The sequence below is a fragment of the Vibrio sp. 1-1(7) genome, from assembly GCF_013048485.1.
Lineage (GTDB): Bacteria > Pseudomonadota > Gammaproteobacteria > Enterobacterales > Vibrionaceae > Vibrio > Vibrio fujianensis.
The window spans coordinates 1597668-1614020 of the sequence record NZ_VHSP01000001.1; the positions used below are offsets into that span (position 1 = coordinate 1597668).

At 45.1% G+C, this 16353-nt stretch carries 17 protein-coding genes; 2 read left to right on the forward strand and 15 right to left on the reverse strand.

Annotation, left to right across the window (positions count from 1 at the left end; all coding sequences use genetic code 11):
- Positions 1-88 precede the first annotated feature (88 nt).
- The 7 genes from recX to cysP all read right to left on the reverse strand — a co-directional run bounded on the left by recX (position 89) and on the right by cysP (position 6366).
- Positions 89-586 carry a recombination regulator RecX gene (recX, locus tag FKN05_RS07320; RefSeq protein ID WP_170887170.1) on the reverse strand — a complete coding sequence of 166 codons (498 nt, stop codon included), beginning with the start codon at positions 584-586 and terminating at the stop codon, positions 89-91.
- Positions 587-651: 65 nt separating this feature from the next.
- Positions 652-1698, reverse strand: a complete 1047-nt coding sequence (gene recA, locus FKN05_RS07325) for a recombinase RecA (protein WP_099611785.1) — start codon at positions 1696-1698, stop codon at positions 652-654.
- 142 nt (positions 1699-1840) lie between these two features.
- Entirely contained in the window at positions 1841-2332 is a 492-nt protein-coding gene (gene pncC / locus FKN05_RS07330; protein WP_099611784.1) for a nicotinamide-nucleotide amidase, read from the reverse strand.
- A gap of 114 nt (positions 2333-2446) precedes the next feature.
- A complete protein-coding gene (locus tag FKN05_RS07335) occupies positions 2447-3574 on the reverse strand; it encodes a sulfate/molybdate ABC transporter ATP-binding protein (protein ID WP_099611783.1) in 1128 nt (375 codons plus the stop codon).
- Entirely contained in the window at positions 3571-4434 is an 864-nt protein-coding gene (cysW, locus tag FKN05_RS07340; protein ID WP_099611782.1) for a sulfate ABC transporter permease subunit CysW, read from the reverse strand. Before cysW ends, FKN05_RS07335 begins: the two co-directional genes overlap by 4 nt.
- Positions 4435-4446: 12 nt before the next feature.
- Positions 4447-5304, reverse strand: a complete 858-nt coding sequence (gene cysT, locus FKN05_RS07345; protein WP_170887171.1) for a sulfate/thiosulfate ABC transporter permease CysT — start codon at positions 5302-5304, stop codon at positions 4447-4449.
- Positions 5305-5364: 60 nt separating this feature from the next.
- Positions 5365-6366 carry a thiosulfate ABC transporter substrate-binding protein CysP gene (gene cysP, locus FKN05_RS07350; RefSeq protein WP_170887172.1) on the reverse strand — a complete coding sequence of 334 codons (1002 nt, stop codon included), beginning with the start codon at positions 6364-6366 and terminating at the stop codon, positions 5365-5367.
- Positions 6367-6585: 219 nt separating this feature from the next.
- Between cysP and cysM the strand changes: the two genes are divergently transcribed.
- Complete coding sequence (gene cysM / locus FKN05_RS07355) at positions 6586-7476, forward strand: cysteine synthase CysM (RefSeq protein ID WP_099611780.1); 891 nt, start codon at positions 6586-6588, stop codon at positions 7474-7476.
- Between the two features lie 223 nt (positions 7477-7699).
- Entirely contained in the window at positions 7700-10282 is a 2583-nt protein-coding gene (gene mutS, locus FKN05_RS07360; RefSeq protein ID WP_170887173.1) for a DNA mismatch repair protein MutS, read from the forward strand.
- Between the two features lie 65 nt (positions 10283-10347).
- Here the strand turns inward: mutS and rpoS are convergent, their stop codons facing one another.
- The 8 genes from rpoS to ftsB all read right to left on the reverse strand — a co-directional run bounded on the left by rpoS (position 10348) and on the right by ftsB (position 16265).
- Complete coding sequence (rpoS, locus tag FKN05_RS07365) at positions 10348-11337, reverse strand: RNA polymerase sigma factor RpoS (protein WP_161427323.1); 990 nt, start codon at positions 11335-11337, stop codon at positions 10348-10350.
- A 66-nt stretch (positions 11338-11403) separates the two neighbouring features.
- Entirely contained in the window at positions 11404-12339 is a 936-nt protein-coding gene (nlpD, locus tag FKN05_RS07370) for a murein hydrolase activator NlpD (protein ID WP_170887174.1), read from the reverse strand.
- Positions 12339-12965 (reverse strand): protein-L-isoaspartate(D-aspartate) O-methyltransferase, encoded by a 627-nt coding sequence (locus FKN05_RS07375; RefSeq protein ID WP_170887175.1) that lies wholly within the window; start codon positions 12963-12965, stop codon positions 12339-12341. The genes nlpD and FKN05_RS07375 overlap by 1 nt, the downstream gene beginning before the upstream one ends.
- 4 nt (positions 12966-12969) lie before the next feature.
- The gene (surE, locus tag FKN05_RS07380; RefSeq protein WP_099611775.1) at positions 12970-13725 is read right to left on the reverse strand and encodes a 5'/3'-nucleotidase SurE; all 756 of its coding nucleotides are present in this window, start codon (positions 13723-13725) and stop codon (positions 12970-12972) included.
- Positions 13718-14764: a tRNA pseudouridine(13) synthase TruD gene (gene truD, locus FKN05_RS07385; RefSeq protein WP_170887176.1), complete on the reverse strand. Its 1047-nt coding sequence runs from the start codon at positions 14762-14764 to the stop codon at positions 13718-13720. Before truD ends, surE begins: the two co-directional genes overlap by 8 nt.
- A gap of 42 nt (positions 14765-14806) precedes the next feature.
- A complete protein-coding gene (gene ispF, locus FKN05_RS07390; protein WP_170887177.1) occupies positions 14807-15286 on the reverse strand; it encodes a 2-C-methyl-D-erythritol 2,4-cyclodiphosphate synthase in 480 nt (159 codons plus the stop codon).
- A complete protein-coding gene (gene ispD / locus FKN05_RS07395) occupies positions 15283-15981 on the reverse strand; it encodes a 2-C-methyl-D-erythritol 4-phosphate cytidylyltransferase (protein ID WP_099612024.1) in 699 nt (232 codons plus the stop codon). Before ispD ends, ispF begins: the two co-directional genes overlap by 4 nt.
- Positions 15981-16265, reverse strand: a complete 285-nt coding sequence (gene ftsB, locus FKN05_RS07400) for a cell division protein FtsB (protein ID WP_099612023.1) — start codon at positions 16263-16265, stop codon at positions 15981-15983. The genes ispD and ftsB overlap by 1 nt, the downstream gene beginning before the upstream one ends.
- Positions 16266-16353 lie beyond the last annotated feature (88 nt).

Consider the following 16353-nt stretch of genomic DNA (forward strand, 5'->3'; position numbering starts at 1 on the left):
ATAAGGCTTCGACTAGTTTTCTTAATTAAAAGAGGAAAATTGCAAAACATAGCCTCTCAAAAACAAGGCTGGGGTGGGATCATCAGCGTCAAGCAGACTCATTTTCAATCTCACTCAAATCAGATAATGCGTACTGAATTTGCTCAAAACTAAACCCACGATACTGTAAAAAGCGAATACGCTTTGCTTGCGTTTTTCTGTCGATAGAAGCGCAAGAGTTAAATTTTTTATCTGCCGCCTGCTTGGCGAGTTCAAACCAGTCGATCTCTACTTGCGAAAAGGCGATGACGATCAGATCATCACTGACTCGATTTTGTTGTAAAGATTGACGAATCCGTCTCTCACCATGTCCTTTACTGATATGCTGACGAATAACACTAAGTGCGTAACGTAAATCATCGATATAACCATAGTGCTGGCAGTATAAAATGGCTTGCTCAACATCTGAGTGCGAAAATCCTTTCATCAAAAGCTTTTGCATCAGTTCATATTGGCTATGATCTCGCCGACTTAACAATCCCAGCGCACTCTCTTGGCAACGTCTTTGGGGCTTAAGTTCTCCTTCGCTGTAAGGAAGAAAAGACATATCGAATGCTCCAATTGTAAAAAAACCCTGCAAAGCAGGGCTAAATAAACCAGATAAAACCGCACTTACAATTCGTCTTGCTCAGGTACAATCCCAAACTCAGGCTCTTCAACTGCAATTTGTTCTGGACTTAGTAACATTTCACGTAACTTGCTATCAATCGTTTTAGCAGCTTCAGGATTTTCTCGTAAGAATTTACAAGCATTGGCTTTACCTTGACCAATTTTATCGCCGTTGTAGCTATACCAAGCGCCCGCTTTTTCAATCAGCTTATGTTTGACCCCCAGATCGACAAGTTCACCTTCTCGGTTAAAGCCTTGGCCATACATGATTTGGGTATTCGCTTCTTTAAATGGTGCCGCTATTTTATTTTTAACCACTTTAATACGAGTTTCGTTACCAACAACCTCGTCACCCTCTTTTATGGCACCGGTACGGCGAATATCAAGACGAACCGAAGCATAGAATTTTAGTGCGTTACCACCGGTTGTGGTTTCTGGGTTACCAAACATCACACCAATTTTCATCCGAATTTGGTTGATGAAGATACACATACAATTAGACTGTTTGAGGTTACCTGTTAATTTACGCATTGCTTGAGAAAGCATACGCGCCTGAAGCCCCATGTGGCTATCCCCCATTTCACCTTCAATTTCAGCTTTTGGGGTTAATGCCGCCACAGAGTCGACAACGATAACATCCACGGCTCCTGAACGCGCTAGCGCATCACAGATTTCCAGCGCTTGTTCACCCGTATCAGGCTGGGATACCAAAAGTTCATCAATATTCACGCCCAATTTGCGTGCATAGACAGGATCAAGTGCGTGTTCTGCATCAATAAAAGCACAGGTTTTACCTTCTCGCTGTGCAGAAGCAATCAATTCAAGGGTTAGTGTGGTTTTACCTGAAGATTCAGGGCCAAACACTTCCACAATTCGCCCCATTGGCAAACCACCCGCACCTAATGCGATATCGAGAGAAAGAGAACCGGTTGAAATGGTTTCAACATCCATGGCTCGGTTATCACCGAGGCGCATGATCGAGCCTTTACCGAATTGCTTTTCAATTTGACCAAGCGCGGCGGCCAATGCTTTTTGTTTATTCTCGTCCATTACTTTCTCCAGACTGTCACCTAAATGGTGAGCGGTGAATGCTTAGATAGTGTGTCGACAGATTCGTCAAGTTGCTACTCATTATACTGTTGATTCATACAGTGTCCAGAGCTGTGTAGAAAAATTTGTGTTTGACCTCAAGTTAACTGAGCGCAGGTAAATAATCCGCTATGGTTTGTAATGCATGAATCATCGCCTGTTGACGAACTTGCGCTCGATCGCCAGTAAAATGCCTTGTCTCAATTTTTTGCCAACCTTGTGTATCAGCCCAAGCAAAGCAAACCGTTCCAACCGGTTTCTCTTCACTACCACCATCCGGGCCAGCAATTCCACTGATCGCCACTCCCATTGTCGCACGTGAATGCGCCAGCGCCCCTTGTACCATTTCTTGTACCACCGGCTCAGAAACCGCGCCAAATTTAGCCAATGTTTCGCTTTGCACACCAATCATCTCTTGTTTGGCCTGATTACTATAGGTAACAAAAGCACGATCAAACCAAGCCGAACTGCCCGGAATGTCGGTAATGGCAAAAGCAACCCCGCCGCCGGTACACGACTCGGCACTGGTTAACACCTGGTGACTTCGTAATAGCTGTTGGCCTAATTGCTGGCTTAATGAAAATAGCGTTGTCATGTTTCTCTCCATTGATACGGATTAGGTATATACCCTTAGCACAGTTCGAGTGATGAGAACATACCATGGGCAACATAAGCGTACCCATGCAAGGCTGTAATATATAACATGAAGTTATATTTCAAACATTAGACTATCAGCATCTAAGAATGGCCAACGGATCACGTGTGGGGTACTTTGCTGCTCACCAAAAAAATAACCGACTTGTGGTGTTGCGAAGGTATGATCGCCGCGAGTCAACGGTTGTTCGCTTAATGCTCGGTGGGTTAATTTCGCTTCCCAGTGATCATCACTTTGCCATCCTAACGGTGCCAATTCAACACGCACTTCCGCGCCAACCGGGTTGATAGAAATAACCTCAAATGGTAACGATGCTTGGCTGTTAGGCTTGCGCGACAAAGTTAACTCATGGCTGCGGACATAAAGCTTGCCAGAGTGACAAATGGCTTGTTGTTTTGGTGGCAAGATAAATGCCTGACCATTAGCCCACTGCTCATGTTGCCACTCGGCTTGGAACACATTCACATTACCAAAAAAATCGAACACAAACCGACTGTTAGGTTGAGCATAAAGCTGTACGGGAGAGTCAATCTGCTCAATCCGTCCATCACTCATCACCACGACACGATCTGACAGTTCTAATGCTTCGTCTTGATCATGGGTAACAAAAACACTGGTAAAGCTCAATTCATCATGTAGGTTACGTAACCAGCGGCGTAACTCTTTACGTACCTTGGCATCTAATGCTCCAAAAGGCTCATCGAGTAGCAATACTTCAGGTTGGGTCGCTAACGCGCGTGCTAATGCAATACGTTGTTTTTGTCCTCCAGAAAGTTGCTCTGGATAACGCTCAGCGAGATGCCCTAACTGAACAATGTCTAATAACTGTTTTACGCGCTGAGCGATCACTGCAGCTGGCGGCCTTTTGCGTCGTTCCATCACTTGTAAACCAAAAGCGACATTATCTGCCACCGTCATATGGCGAAAGAGCGCATAATTTTGAAAGACAAATCCGACGCGACGCTCACGAACATGCACATTGGTCACGTTTCTATTACCAAAGTGAATCGTGCCGCTATCCGCTCCTTCTAAACCAGCAATGATCCGTAATAGCGTAGTTTTCCCTGATCCAGATGGCCCAAGCAGACCGACCATCTCTCCATCATCAATATGTAAAGAGAGCGGGGAAATGGCTTGAAATTGACCAAAGTTTTTGCAGATATTATCTAAACGTATACTCATACCGTCCCTTGCTCACTGTTGTTTTTTATCTGGTTATATTCTTGTCGCCATTCCACATAGGCTTTAAAGATAAGGGTTAATAAGGCGATAAAGGCTAATAATGAGGCACTCGCGAATGCAGCTTCCGATTGATAATCTTCATAAAGTAATTGCACGTGCAGTGGCAAGGTGTTGGTTTCGCCACGAATATTACCGGAAACGACCGCGACCGCACCAAATTCACCAATCGCTCGCGCATTGGTTAAAATCACCCCATAAATGAGTGCCCACTTGATATTAGGCAAAGTAACACGGCGAAACAGTTGCCACCACGATGCGCCCAAAATGACTGCCGCCTCTTCATCAGATCGTCCTTGTTGCTGCATTAATGGAATTAATTCACGCGCGACAAAAGGACAAGTCACAAAAATGGTCACCAACACAATCCCCGGCCAAGCGAACATGACTTGTAAATCACGTTCAAACAACCATGCTCCTAACCAACCGCTGCTGCCATACAACAGTAGATACAACAGCCCAGCCACAACAGGGGAAACCGCAAAAGGAATATCAATTAACGTCACTAGTATTTTTCGGCCGTGAAATTCAAAGCGTGTTACCGCCCAAGCCAGCAACACACCAAATACTAAATTAACCGGTACCGTCAGTAGTGCGACCATCAAGGTTAAACCAATCGCATGACGTGTATCCGCGGCAAGTAAACTCTTTAAGTAATTGGATAAACCACTAGCAAAGGCTTGCTGAAAAATGCTGACCAAAGGAATAATCAATAATAAGGTCACCCAAAATAGCGCCAATGTAATCAAACTCCATTTAACCCAAGGGCTTTCACCGACACGTCGGGGTTGATGTCCACTCATCTTTTTTATTCCTTAACGTCCATGAATACGACGCAGATAAGCGCCTTGCCATACATTGATAGCAAACAACAATAATAAAGAAGTGATCAACACTACTGACGCAATCGCACTGGCCGCAGGGAAATCAAACTCTTGCAAACGCACAAAAATCATTAATGAGGTAATTTCACTCACATAAGGCATATTGCCTGCAATAAAAATGACTGCGCCAAACTCCCCCAAACTACGTGTAAACGATAAAGCAACGCCGACCAAAAGCGCAGGGCGAATCGACGGCATAATCACTTTCCAAAAAACCATGCTATCTGAAGCCCCCAGAGTCATCCCTGCCTCTTCTTCTTGTTTAGATATGTCTTCTAATACGGGTTGAACCGTGCGAACGACAAACGGAATACTGGTAAATGTCATTGCCAACACAATACCAAGCGGGGTATAAGCGATTTTAATTCCCAATGATTCCAGAATACTTCCCACCCAACCGTTTGATGAATAGAGTGTTGCTAAGGTTATCCCAGCAACGGCCGTCGGCAACGCAAAAGGTAAATCGACCAAGGCATCGAGAATTCGCTGACCATAAAAATCATAACGAACCAGTACCCAAGCTAACAGCAGACCAAGTAGCCCATTAAAAATCGAAGCCATGAGCGCCGCTCCAATCGTCACTTTATAACTGGCCACCACACGAGGGTCTGTAATCACTTGCCAATAGTCACTCCATGACATTTGACTGGTTTGCATAATCAAGCCACTGGCCGGAAGCAGTAATATCAAACTGATAAAAAATAGTGATGTACCGAGGCTGATCCCAAAACCTGGCAGCACTCTTTGATGTCGTGGCCGAACGGTAGCGGCAGTAAGAGTATGACTCATAAGCCCTCTTAAACTCTATTAAGCAAAAAGAGCCACTCGACTGGCAAGTGGCAAGATCGATTAACGACGTTGCAATTGGTCTAGCTTTGCTCCATTCGCAAAATGCATTTTCATCGCGTTATCCCAACCGCCTGCGATACTTTCAACCGTCAGCAATTCCACCTCCGGAAAATGATCGGCAAATTCGCTTTTGACCGTTTCATTGTGCACCCGATAGTTAAATCCGGCTAACAAACGCTGGGCCTTTTCACTATAGAGATATGACAAATATTCTGTTGCTACGGCATGGGTTCCTTTGCGTTGAGTCGTCTTTTCCACCACCGCGACAGGAAACTCGGCTAAGATCGAAGTTTTGGGAACCACCACTTGATAATCATCGACGCCATATTGCTGACGAATATTATTCACTTCCGATTCAAAAGTGATTAAAACATCACCGATACCACGTTCAACAAATGAGGTTGTCGCGCCGCGGCCACCGGTATCAAACACGGCTACGTTAGCTAAAAATTGTTTAAGGAATTTATCTTGTGCTGCCTGAGCATCTCGGCCAAAGGTTTTTTGTGCATAGCCTAAAGCGGCGAGATAGGTATAGCGCGCATTGCCTGATGTCTTGGGATTAGGAAAAACAGAAGCAACGTCTTCTCGTGCAAGATCGTTCCAATCTTGAATATTCTTTGGGTTACCTTTACGGACTAAAAAAGCGGTGGTGGAATAATAGGGTGAGCTGGTATTGGGCAGTTTTTCCTGCCAATTTGCCGCGATCAACTTACCGCGATCATGTAAGATCTGCACATCCGTAACCTGATTAAAAGTCACCACATCAGCCGCTAGACCTTGTAAGATAGAACGAGCTTGAGCAGAAGAGCCGCCATGCGACTGTTTAACGTCTACCGTTTGACCTGTTTTGTCTTTCCAATGTTGAATAAACAATGGGTTATAAGCGGAAAACAGCTCACGAGCAATATCGTATGACGAATTGAGAATGGTTTGATCGGCAGCAGATACATTCAATGACCCTAGCATTAATAGACCAGCTAGCGCTGATTTAATCAATTTCATATTTTCCTACTCCATAATTACGATGGCCAGCATGGCTTTCTTAATCAGTAGAGTATGAGGAAATTGAATTATAAAAAAGCATCCTAATAGAACTTTTTGGAATAAAATCTAGCAATAAATTGTATGCCCCTTTGAGTAACATACTTGTAATATAGAAAGCGAGTTGTTGATTTGATCATCATAACGGATCCATCCACTATTTATATTAAGGATAAGCACGTGGCTGACTTTCCCACTATTGAAGCCTATGTTGGACAAACCCCTCTGGTGCGTTTACAGCGGCTGACCGCACACACCTCCAGCACAGTCTTAGTCAAACTCGAAGGCAATAACCCGGCAGGTTCAGTTAAAGATCGTCCTGCCCTCAATATGATTGTGCAAGCAGAGCAGCGCGGCGAGATTCAGCCCGGAGATACCCTTATTGAAGCCACCAGTGGCAATACGGGCATTGCTTTAGCAATGGCGGCTGCGATTAAAGGCTACAAAATGATTTTAATCATGCCAGACAATGCAACCCAAGAGCGCAAAGATGCGATGCAAGCGTATGGCTGTGAACTGATTCTTGTCAGTAAAGCGCAGGGAATGGAAGGTGCTCGAGACTTAGCTCTCCAAATGCAAAGTGAAGGAAAAGGCAAAGTATTAGATCAATTTAATAATCCCGATAATCCGGATGCGCATTTTCGTTCTACAGGGCCGGAGATCTGGCAACAAAGCCAAGGAAAAATCACTCACTTTGTTTCAAGCATGGGGACAACGGGCACCATTATGGGCACCTCACGCTACTTAAAATCACAAAACCCCGACATTACCATTGTTGGACTACAGCCGGCCGAAGGAAGCGCGATTCCCGGAATTCGTCGCTGGCCCCAAGCATACCTCCCCGGTATTTTTGAACAGTCCCGAGTGGATGTCATCCTAGATATTACCGAACAAGATGCAATCAATACCGCACGCGCCTTAGCCATACAAGAAGGTATTTGTGCAGGCGTAAGCTCTGGAGGTGCAGTTTTTGCTGCCCTACAAGTTGCTAAAGCCAATCCCGGCTCTGTTGTGGTTGCGATAATCTGCGATCGCGGGGATCGTTACCTCTCTTCTGGGCTTTTTTCTTAAGCACTTGATCACCGAAGGAGTGGTACCCTTTTACCACTCCGATTTTCCGATGCATCGCTTGATTGCTCAGCAATAGCGAAATTTGTTATTCTCTTTAACTCTTTTCAGGTTCTGATCAAAGATGGCCGCATGATCAGAAAGTGCCGTAGTACAGCGACTTTCTATCCCACTGAAAGCGCTTTGACTGTCAGCAACACGACTTGGCCACCGAGTGATAAATAACATGAGTATATCCAAGGCTTCTTCAGTAGAGTTAGAGCAACAACATACCCCGATGATGCGACAATATCTGAAGCTAAAAGCTGAAAATCCTGACATCCTATTGTTTTATCGTATGGGGGATTTTTATGAATTATTTTACGATGACGCCAAACGAGCTTCACAACTGTTGGATATTTCGCTCACCAAGCGTGGCGCTTCAGCTGGGGAACCCATTCCTATGGCCGGTGTTCCCTACCACGCTGTTGAGGGGTACCTAGCCAAGCTGGTTCAGCTTGGTGAGTCGGTCGCTATCTGCGAGCAGATTGGCGATCCGGCCACCAGTAAAGGCCCGGTCGAAAGAAAAGTCGTGCGTATTGTTACCCCGGGTACCATTACCGATGAAGCCTTACTTTCAGAACGAAGTGATAACCTGATTGCTGCGATTTATCATCAAGAGGGTAAATTTGGTTACGCTACACTTGATATTACCTCTGGGCGCTTTCAACTCTGCGAACCGGACTCTCTAGAATCAATGGCTGCAGAGCTACAACGCACCTCGCCGAGAGAATTGCTGTTTCCAGAAGATTTCTCCGCCGTTCAATTGATGGCCAACCGTAAAGGTAACCGTCGCCGTCCGATATGGGAATTTGAACTCGACACCGCAAAGCAGCAACTTAATCAACAATTTGGTACCCGAGACTTAGTCGGATTTGGCGTCGAACAAGCAAAATTAGGGCTTTGTGCTGCGGGATGCCTAATTCAATACGTCAAAGATACCCAGCGTACCGCACTCCCCCACATTCGGGCACTCACTTTCGATAGTCAAGATCAGTCGGTTATTCTTGATGCCGCCACTCGCCGTAATTTAGAACTGACACAAAATTTATCGGGCAGCACTGACAACACACTGGCAGACGTTTTAGACCATTGCGCAACGCCAATGGGCAGCCGAATGCTCAAGCGCTGGATTCATCAACCCATGCGCAACATCGACCGTTTAAATCAACGATTAGATACGATTGGCGAACTTAAACAGCAGGCCCTGTTTGCGGATTTACAGCCTATACTCAAGCAGATTGGTGATATTGAACGGATTTTAGCTCGCCTCGCCTTACGTTCTGCTCGACCACGCGATCTCGCTCGACTGCGTCATGCACTGCAACAGTTACCTGAACTCAATGAATGCTTAGCCTCTGTGACGCTGCCTTACTTACAGCAACTACGGCAAGATGTGCAACCGATGGACGAATTATGTCAATTACTTGAGCGAGCCATCAAAGATAACCCTCCAGTAGTGATCCGTGATGGCGGTGTACTGGCTGACGGATATAACGCAGAATTAGATGAATGGCGCAACTTAGCAGCAGGTGCAACTGAATACCTAGCCCAATTAGAAGCCGAAGAGCGTGAACGGCATGGCATTGATACCTTAAAAGTGGGTTATAACAACGTGCATGGCTTTTATATTCAAGTCAGCCGTGGCCAAAGCCACCTTGTGCCGCCCCATTATGTGCGTCGTCAAACATTAAAAAATGCCGAGCGTTACATTATTCCTGAGCTAAAAGAGCATGAAGACAAAGTTTTAAACTCGAAATCAAAAGCATTGGCGTTAGAAAAACAGCTATGGGATGAATTATTTGATCAGCTACTGCCCGATTTAGAACATATGCAAAACTTAGCCTCTGCTCTCTCTCAATTAGATGTGTTACAAAATTTAGCCGAAAGAGCAGAAAATTTAGATTACTGCCGTCCGACTTTAAGCGAAAATGTAGGGTTACATATTCAAGCAGGACGCCATCCGGTTGTAGAACAAGTGATGGATGCTCCTTTTATTGCCAACCCCGTAGAGCTACACCCACAGCGGAAAATGTTAATCATAACAGGGCCGAATATGGGGGGAAAATCAACCTATATGCGTCAAACTGCTTTGATTGCACTGATGGCTCACATCGGAAGTTATGTGCCAGCGGCATCAGCCAAAATCGGAATACTTGATCGTATTTTTACGCGTATTGGTGCATCGGATGATCTCGCTTCGGGCCGATCAACCTTTATGGTTGAAATGACAGAAACAGCCAATATCTTACACAATGCCACCCATCGTAGTTTAGTGTTAATGGATGAAATTGGCCGAGGTACCAGTACCTATGATGGCCTATCACTGGCTTGGGCCAGCGCAGAATGGCTAGCAAAAAAGATCGGTGCGCTAACCTTATTTGCCACCCATTATTTTGAGTTGACGGAATTACCCAACCAGTTACCTCACTTAGCCAACGTCCATTTAGATGCCATTGAGCACGGCGATAGCATTGCATTTATGCATGCTGTGCAAGAAGGTGCCGCGAGTAAATCCTATGGTTTAGCTGTTGCTGGTTTGGCTGGCGTCCCTAAAGCGGTGATCACACAAGCTAGAGCGAAACTTAGCCAGTTAGAACAACTTAGCTTATCACCAGAGAAAAAAAGCGCCCATATTGATATTGCCAATCAACTGAGTTTAATTCCAGAACCGAGTGAAGTAGAGCAAGCTTTAGCTAGTATTGTTCCTGACGATCTAACGCCTCGCCAAGCATTAGAAGCGTTATATCGATTAAAGAAAATGCTGTAATAACATGGTTCAACCAATACAGGCACTCATATAAGTGCCTGTATTACGGTTAGGGGCGAATCGGTTTAGCTGTCATTTTCAACACTAAACAACGCCTCCATATTCAACCCTTGCTTGAGTAAAATTTCTCGTAACCGGCGTAATCCTTCAACTTGAATTTGTCTTACTCGTTCACGAGTCAAACTAATTTCCCTTCCCACTTCTTCAAGGGTTGATGGTTCATAGCCTAATAGACCAAAGCGACGAGCCAATACCTCTTTCTGTTTTGGATTCAGCTCATCCAACCAATTCATCAATGAGTCTCGAATATTATCATCTTGAGTTGAAAATTCAGGATCTGAATGGTTAGAGTCAGGAATAATATCCAGCAATGCTTTATCGCCATCGCCACCAATTGGTGTGTCCACCGAGTTAATTCTTTCATTTAAACGCAGCATTTTATTAACATCATCAACAGATTTGTCCAGTTCTGCTGCAATATCTTCTGCGGTGGGCTCATGATCCAAGCGCTGAGAGAGTTCACGCGCGGTACGTAAATAAATATTGAGTTCTTTAACCACATGAATCGGTAAACGTATCGTACGAGTTTGATTCATCAGTGCTCGTTCAATCGTTTGTCGAATCCACCAAGTGGCGTAGGTTGAAAAACGAAAACCGCGTTCAGGATCAAACTTCTCTACCGCACGAATCAGACCTAAGTTGCCCTCTTCGATTAAATCCAATAAAGCGAGCCCTCGATTACTATAACGGCGAGAAATTTTCACGACTAAACGAAGGTTACTTTCAATCATACGTTGACGTGCTGCATCGTCGCCTCGTAATGCTCTTCGAGCATAAAGCACTTCTTCTTCTGCAGTCAGTAATGGTGAGAAGCCAATTTCACTAAGGTACATTTGTGTCGCATCTAAGCTTTTACTTGATGCGTCATATTCTTCTCGGAGGTTAGTGTTGGAGGGTGATTGCTCAATGGTAGAGTCTGACTCTAGGGTATTGAGAACCTCTGGGCCAAAATCAAAATCTTCGACTTTAGTTACTGCTGTATTGCTGATACTCATAACGCCTCCCCTGGCGAGCTAGCAAGACATTAAAACGTCAAATGTCGCGATATACTCTTCATCAATTTATGGTAAGTAACGTTGTGGATTCACCGGTTTGCCTTGATAACGAATTTCAAAGTGTAGACGGACGCTGTTGGTTCCTGAACTGCCCATCGTTGCTATTTTTTGTCCAGCTTTAATACTTTGCCCTTCTTTTACCAGCAATTGATCATTATGAGCATAAGCACTTAAGTAATGATCATTGTGCTTGATAATAATCAAGTTTCCATAACCTCGTAGCGCATTGCCTGAATACACAACGGTTCCGGCTGCAGTAGAAATAATCGATTGACCGCGTTGACCCGCAATATCTATCCCTTTATTTCCTTGATCTCCTGCCGAAAAGTTTTTGATAACCCTCCCTTTTGTTGGCCACAACCACTTAGCGATTTTATCATTAGATTGTTTCGGTTTAGTGACAACCTTATTATTAACATTTACTTTACTTTCACCACCAACATACCCTTTTGTTTTTCCCTGATCAATAGATTTTGGTGAAGTTTTGCTCACTGAAGATGCTGGTTTTTTATGATTTTGAGAAGTTGAAACAGGATTCGTGGTTTTGCTCACACTGGGAATAGGAGGAGGAACCACCACCGTTTTTTTGACATTAGAGGCTGAAGAGGCCGTGGATACAATAGCCCCAGCACCTGTACCACCGTATGCTGGCGGCGTATAAGCTGGCTGCCAAAGACGTATTTTTTGCCCCGGATGGATGGTATAAGGTGGCTGTAATTGATTGTAACGAATTATATCATTCACATCTTTGTCGGTAATATAAGAAATAAAGTAGAGTGTATCCCCCTTCTTTACTTGGTAATAACTTCCTCGATAACTTCCTCTAGGAATTGAATGATAGTCTTTATTCAGTCCAGACACGGGAGCAGGAGTCAGCGAGGTGCAGCCGAACATCAAGCTACACAGTGCAATGACCCAACCGAACCTGAACTGGCTCCACATTACGCCAATTCACCGGCAATTAAAGGAACAAAACGTACCATTTCGACCACCTGACTCACCCAAGTATCTCCTTGCCGAACAATTTTTAGTAGTTGTTGTTCATCATTGCCAACAGGGATCACTAAACGTCCACCATCATTGAGTTGCTCAAGTAGCGCTTGTGGAATTTCTTGCGCCGCGGCAGTCACAATAATGGCATCAAAGGGCGCTTTGGCTGGCCAACCTTGCCATCCATCACCATGCTTAGTAGAAACATTATAAATATCCAGTTGCTTCAAACGCCGCTTCGCTTCCCACTGCAAGCTTTTAATCCGCTCAATGGAAAAAACATGCTCAACAAGTTGCGCCAACACTGCCGTTTGATACCCTGATCCCGTTCCGACTTCTAACACACGGCTAGAGGGCGTTAGTGCTAACATTTGGGTCATTTTTGCCACAATATAAGGCTGAGAAATCGTTTGCCCTAAGCCAATAGGTAATGCGTTATTATCATACGCTTGATGCATCATTGCCTGAGAAACAAAGCGTTCGCGAGGCAATGTATGTATCGCCGATAAGACGTGATGATCATCAATGCCCTGATGGATTAAAAATTCAACCAATTTATCCGCTTTCGGGTTTGCCATTGATTTATTCCTTCACCCATTCTGCCATCGCGGTAAGAGACTCATGCGCGGTTAGGTCAACCAAAATAGGCGTGACGGAGACAAATTTATGCTCCACGGCATGAAAATCAGTTCCTTGACCTGCATCTTGCTCTCGCCCCGGAGGCCCAAGCCAATAAATGTCGTGACCACGAGGATCTTTTTGTTTAACCATGTTCTCAGCGTGGTGGCGAGCACCAAGACGAGTGACTTTGATTCCCTGAACTTGTTCAAAGGGCAGATCGGGAATATTCACATTAATCAATCGATTGGTCGGGATGGGAGAGGCTAAATGCTGTAAAACTAATTGACGAGCGATTTTCCCCGCCGTCGCAAAATGCCGTTGGCCCACTAATGAAAAAGCGATCGATTGAACCCCCAAAAAATGCCCCTCCATTGCGGCTGCCACTGTACCGGAATACAATACATCATCGCCAAGATTTGCTCCGTGATTGATACCACTAAGTACCAAATCTGGTAAATCTTCTTTCAACAACTCGTTGAGTGCAAAATGGACGCAATCAGTCGGAGTGCCTTGCACCGAATAAGTATTCGCTGCAATATTCGTCACCCTTAGGGGCTGCTCTAAAGTTAATGAGTTTGATGCGCCAGAGCGATTACGATCAGGAGCGACAATCACAATATCGGCTAAATCGGCTAAGGCACAAGCAAGAGCATCGATCCCTTCAGCATACACACCATCATCATTACTTAATAATATTTTTAGTTTTTCTCTACTCATAGACGCGCTCAACTGGGATTTCTTCAACTAACTCTCGAATGACCGAAGTAGCAAAACTACCGGCATCTAAGGTAAATTTAAGTGTAATGGTATTGTTCTCAGCTTCCCAACGGAAATGTTGAGGCAGCAGTGTAATCGCACGTCGCTCATGACGCATACGATTCGCTCGAATCAAAGCCATCAATTCAGGCTCCGCATCCAACACTTGCTGCTCAATCCGTCGTGCTTGTTTTTCGGTGGGTAAAGCATTATCGCCCGCCAATGCAGCTGAAATTTGTACATGGTTCTGAGCGAGTTGGTGATTAAATTCCGCCAATTGCTCAGAACTGACTAAGGTCGTTTGCCCCGCTTTTAAGGCAATGTCGCCCTCAATAAAGTGTTCAAAACACCCCGCATTAATACGTTGAGAAATAATATGATTAAAAATCCATGAACGAGCAGCCGAGAGATATAAACTGCGTTGATTTTGGTTACGTGACCGCACATTATCCCGTCCCCAGCGGCGCGCTTCGGTGACGTTATGCCCCTCTCGTCCAAAGCGCTGCGAACCAAAATAATTAGGCACACCGTGCTTCGCCATAGCAGGCAAGCGTTGCAGTACATCATCAAGGTCAGTAACGTCCGTCAATAACAACTCAAAGTGATTACCTCGCAAATCGCCTGGACGTAATTTTTTATGATGACGCGTCATCGCTAATACTTCGATACTAGGGTATTGTGCTTCAAACGTCGCTAAGTTAGGAAAGCCTCCACCCGGCAGATACACACTCAACCATTGCTCGGTGACGGCATGACGATCTTTTAAGCCTGCCCAACCAACATCTTTGGATTTTACACCACATGCTTTCGCCAGTTCATTAGCGACAAAACTGGTATTTTCACCCGTCTTACGAATATAGACCATGACGTGTTCGCCTTGCCCTGAAAACTCATAGCCTAGGTCTTCAACCACTTTAAAGTGCTCGGGGGCAGCTTTAATTTTTGCTTTTGCGATAGGCTGACCATATAAATAGGCCAACGAAGAGAGAAGATCGCTCATTTAACTTATCCTGTCATTTAGGCGTAGGCCCAGTATGAATATTTATTCTGCTTTAACTAATAAGACAATCGCTTCACAAGCAATACCTTCTTTACGCCCAGTAAACCCCAAACGCTCAGTGGTCGTAGCTTTGACATTTATATTGCCAAGCGCTGTTTGTAAATCTTCACTAATGGTACGACACATCGCATTGATGTGCGGAGCCATTTTGGGGGCTTGAGCTAAAATGGTAATATCCGCATTCCCTAATCGATAACCTTGCTGCTTCACTCGCTGATACACATCTCTTAATAAAGCTCGGCTATCCGCCCCTTTCCAGCGCTCATCGGTATCAGGGAAGTGTTGACCGATATCTCCTGCAGCAATAGCGCCCAGCAAGGCATCACACAAAGCATGCAGCGCAACATCACCATCTGAGTGAGCAATAAGTCCTTGCTCATAAGGAATGGCAACACCACCAATCATTATTGGGCCGTTCCCGCCAAATTTATGCACGTCAAACCCATGACCTATACGTATCATCTTGTTTCCTTATTTCGATTTAAATAGAACTCGGCGAGCGCGAGATCTTCTGGCTGGGTAATTTTGATGTTATCGGCACGCCCACAAACCAAAGCGGGCTTTAACCCCACCCACTCTAATGCAGACGCTTCATCGGTTACGGTAGCTTGCTCTGCTAAAGCTTTTTCTAATGCGGTCAGTAGTCGTTCGACCGGAAACATTTGCGGTGTTAACGCATGCCAGAGCGCCTCACGTTCAACCGTATGAACAATACGATTTCCCGCGTCTCCTCGCTTCATCGTGTCACGTACCGGAGAGGCTAAAATAGCACCGACAGAATGCTCCGTTGCACCAGCAATTAGCCGAGTTATATCACTTTGAGTAATGCAAGGACGAGCGGCATCATGCACCATTACCCAATGGCTCAACTTTGCTTGACTCACCAAACGCAACGCATTGAGCACTGAATCGGCTCTCTCTTTACCACCACGAACACATATCACCTTTGGATGATGCGCAAGCGGAAGTGAGTCAAAATAAGGGTCGTCAGCACTGATCGCAATCACAACTTTATCGACCTTTGGGTGAGCAAATAGAGCCGCAACAGTGTGCTCAAGCACGGTTTGCTCTCCTAGCCGGAGGTATTGTTTCGGGCAAGCTGCCTGCATACGCTTACCAACGCCTGCAGCCGGGACAATCGCGGTGATCAATGGCATCATGGGCGAGCCTCCTCACCAACAACTCGGAAAAACGTTTCGCCCTCTTTGACCATCCCCAGCTCGTGCCTCGCTCGCTCTTCAATGGCATCTAACCCTTGGCGTAAATCATCAATTTCAGCAAACATTTCTTGATTTCTCAGTTGTAAATTGTGATTTACTTGCTCCTGCACGGCAATTTCACTCGCCACTAACCGATAGTCGACAATACCGTTTTTTCCCCACCACAAATGGTATTGGAGCCACCCAAATAACAATAATAACGTTATTGCAAATACTCGCATCACATCCACACTTATGACCCATGACTGCGCCATGTTCGACAACACAGTCACGATTGTTCGACTAGCAAAAGCTCACTTATACCATAAG

Bases quoted from the DNA above. Each gene is read 5' to 3' on its own strand.
- nlpD (WP_170887174.1), bottom strand. From the start codon at position 12,339: ATGTGGAGCCAGTTCAGGTTCGGTTGGGTCATTGCACTGTGTAGCTTG.
- ispF (WP_170887177.1), bottom strand. From the start codon at position 15,286: ATGATACGTATAGGTCATGGGTTTGACGTGCATAAATTTGGCGGGAAC.
- FKN05_RS07335 (WP_099611783.1), bottom strand. From the start codon at position 3,574: ATGAGTATACGTTTAGATAATATCTGCAAAAACTTTGGTCAATTTCAA.
- rpoS (WP_161427323.1), bottom strand. From the start codon at position 11,337: ATGAGTATCAGCAATACAGCAGTAACTAAAGTCGAAGATTTTGATTTT.
- cysT (WP_170887171.1), bottom strand. From the start codon at position 5,304: ATGAGTCATACTCTTACTGCCGCTACCGTTCGGCCACGACATCAAAGA.
- ftsB (WP_099612023.1), bottom strand. From the start codon at position 16,265: ATGCGAGTATTTGCAATAACGTTATTATTGTTATTTGGGTGGCTCCAA.
- pncC (WP_099611784.1), bottom strand. From the start codon at position 2,332: ATGACAACGCTATTTTCATTAAGCCAGCAATTAGGCCAACAGCTATTA.
- surE (WP_099611775.1), bottom strand. From the start codon at position 13,725: ATGAGTAGAGAAAAACTAAAAATATTATTAAGTAATGATGATGGTGTG.
- truD (WP_170887176.1), bottom strand. From the start codon at position 14,764: ATGAGCGATCTTCTCTCTTCGTTGGCCTATTTATATGGTCAGCCTATC.
- recX (WP_170887170.1), bottom strand. From the start codon at position 586: ATGTCTTTTCTTCCTTACAGCGAAGGAGAACTTAAGCCCCAAAGACGT.
- ispD (WP_099612024.1), bottom strand. From the start codon at position 15,981: ATGCCATTGATCACCGCGATTGTCCCGGCTGCAGGCGTTGGTAAGCGT.
- cysW (WP_099611782.1), bottom strand. From the start codon at position 4,434: ATGAGTGGACATCAACCCCGACGTGTCGGTGAAAGCCCTTGGGTTAAA.
- FKN05_RS07375 (WP_170887175.1), bottom strand. From the start codon at position 12,965: ATGGCAAACCCGAAAGCGGATAAATTGGTTGAATTTTTAATCCATCAG.
- recA (WP_099611785.1), bottom strand. From the start codon at position 1,698: ATGGACGAGAATAAACAAAAAGCATTGGCCGCCGCGCTTGGTCAAATT.
- mutS (WP_170887173.1), top strand. From the start codon at position 7,700: ATGAGTATATCCAAGGCTTCTTCAGTAGAGTTAGAGCAACAACATACC.
- cysP (WP_170887172.1), bottom strand. From the start codon at position 6,366: ATGAAATTGATTAAATCAGCGCTAGCTGGTCTATTAATGCTAGGGTCA.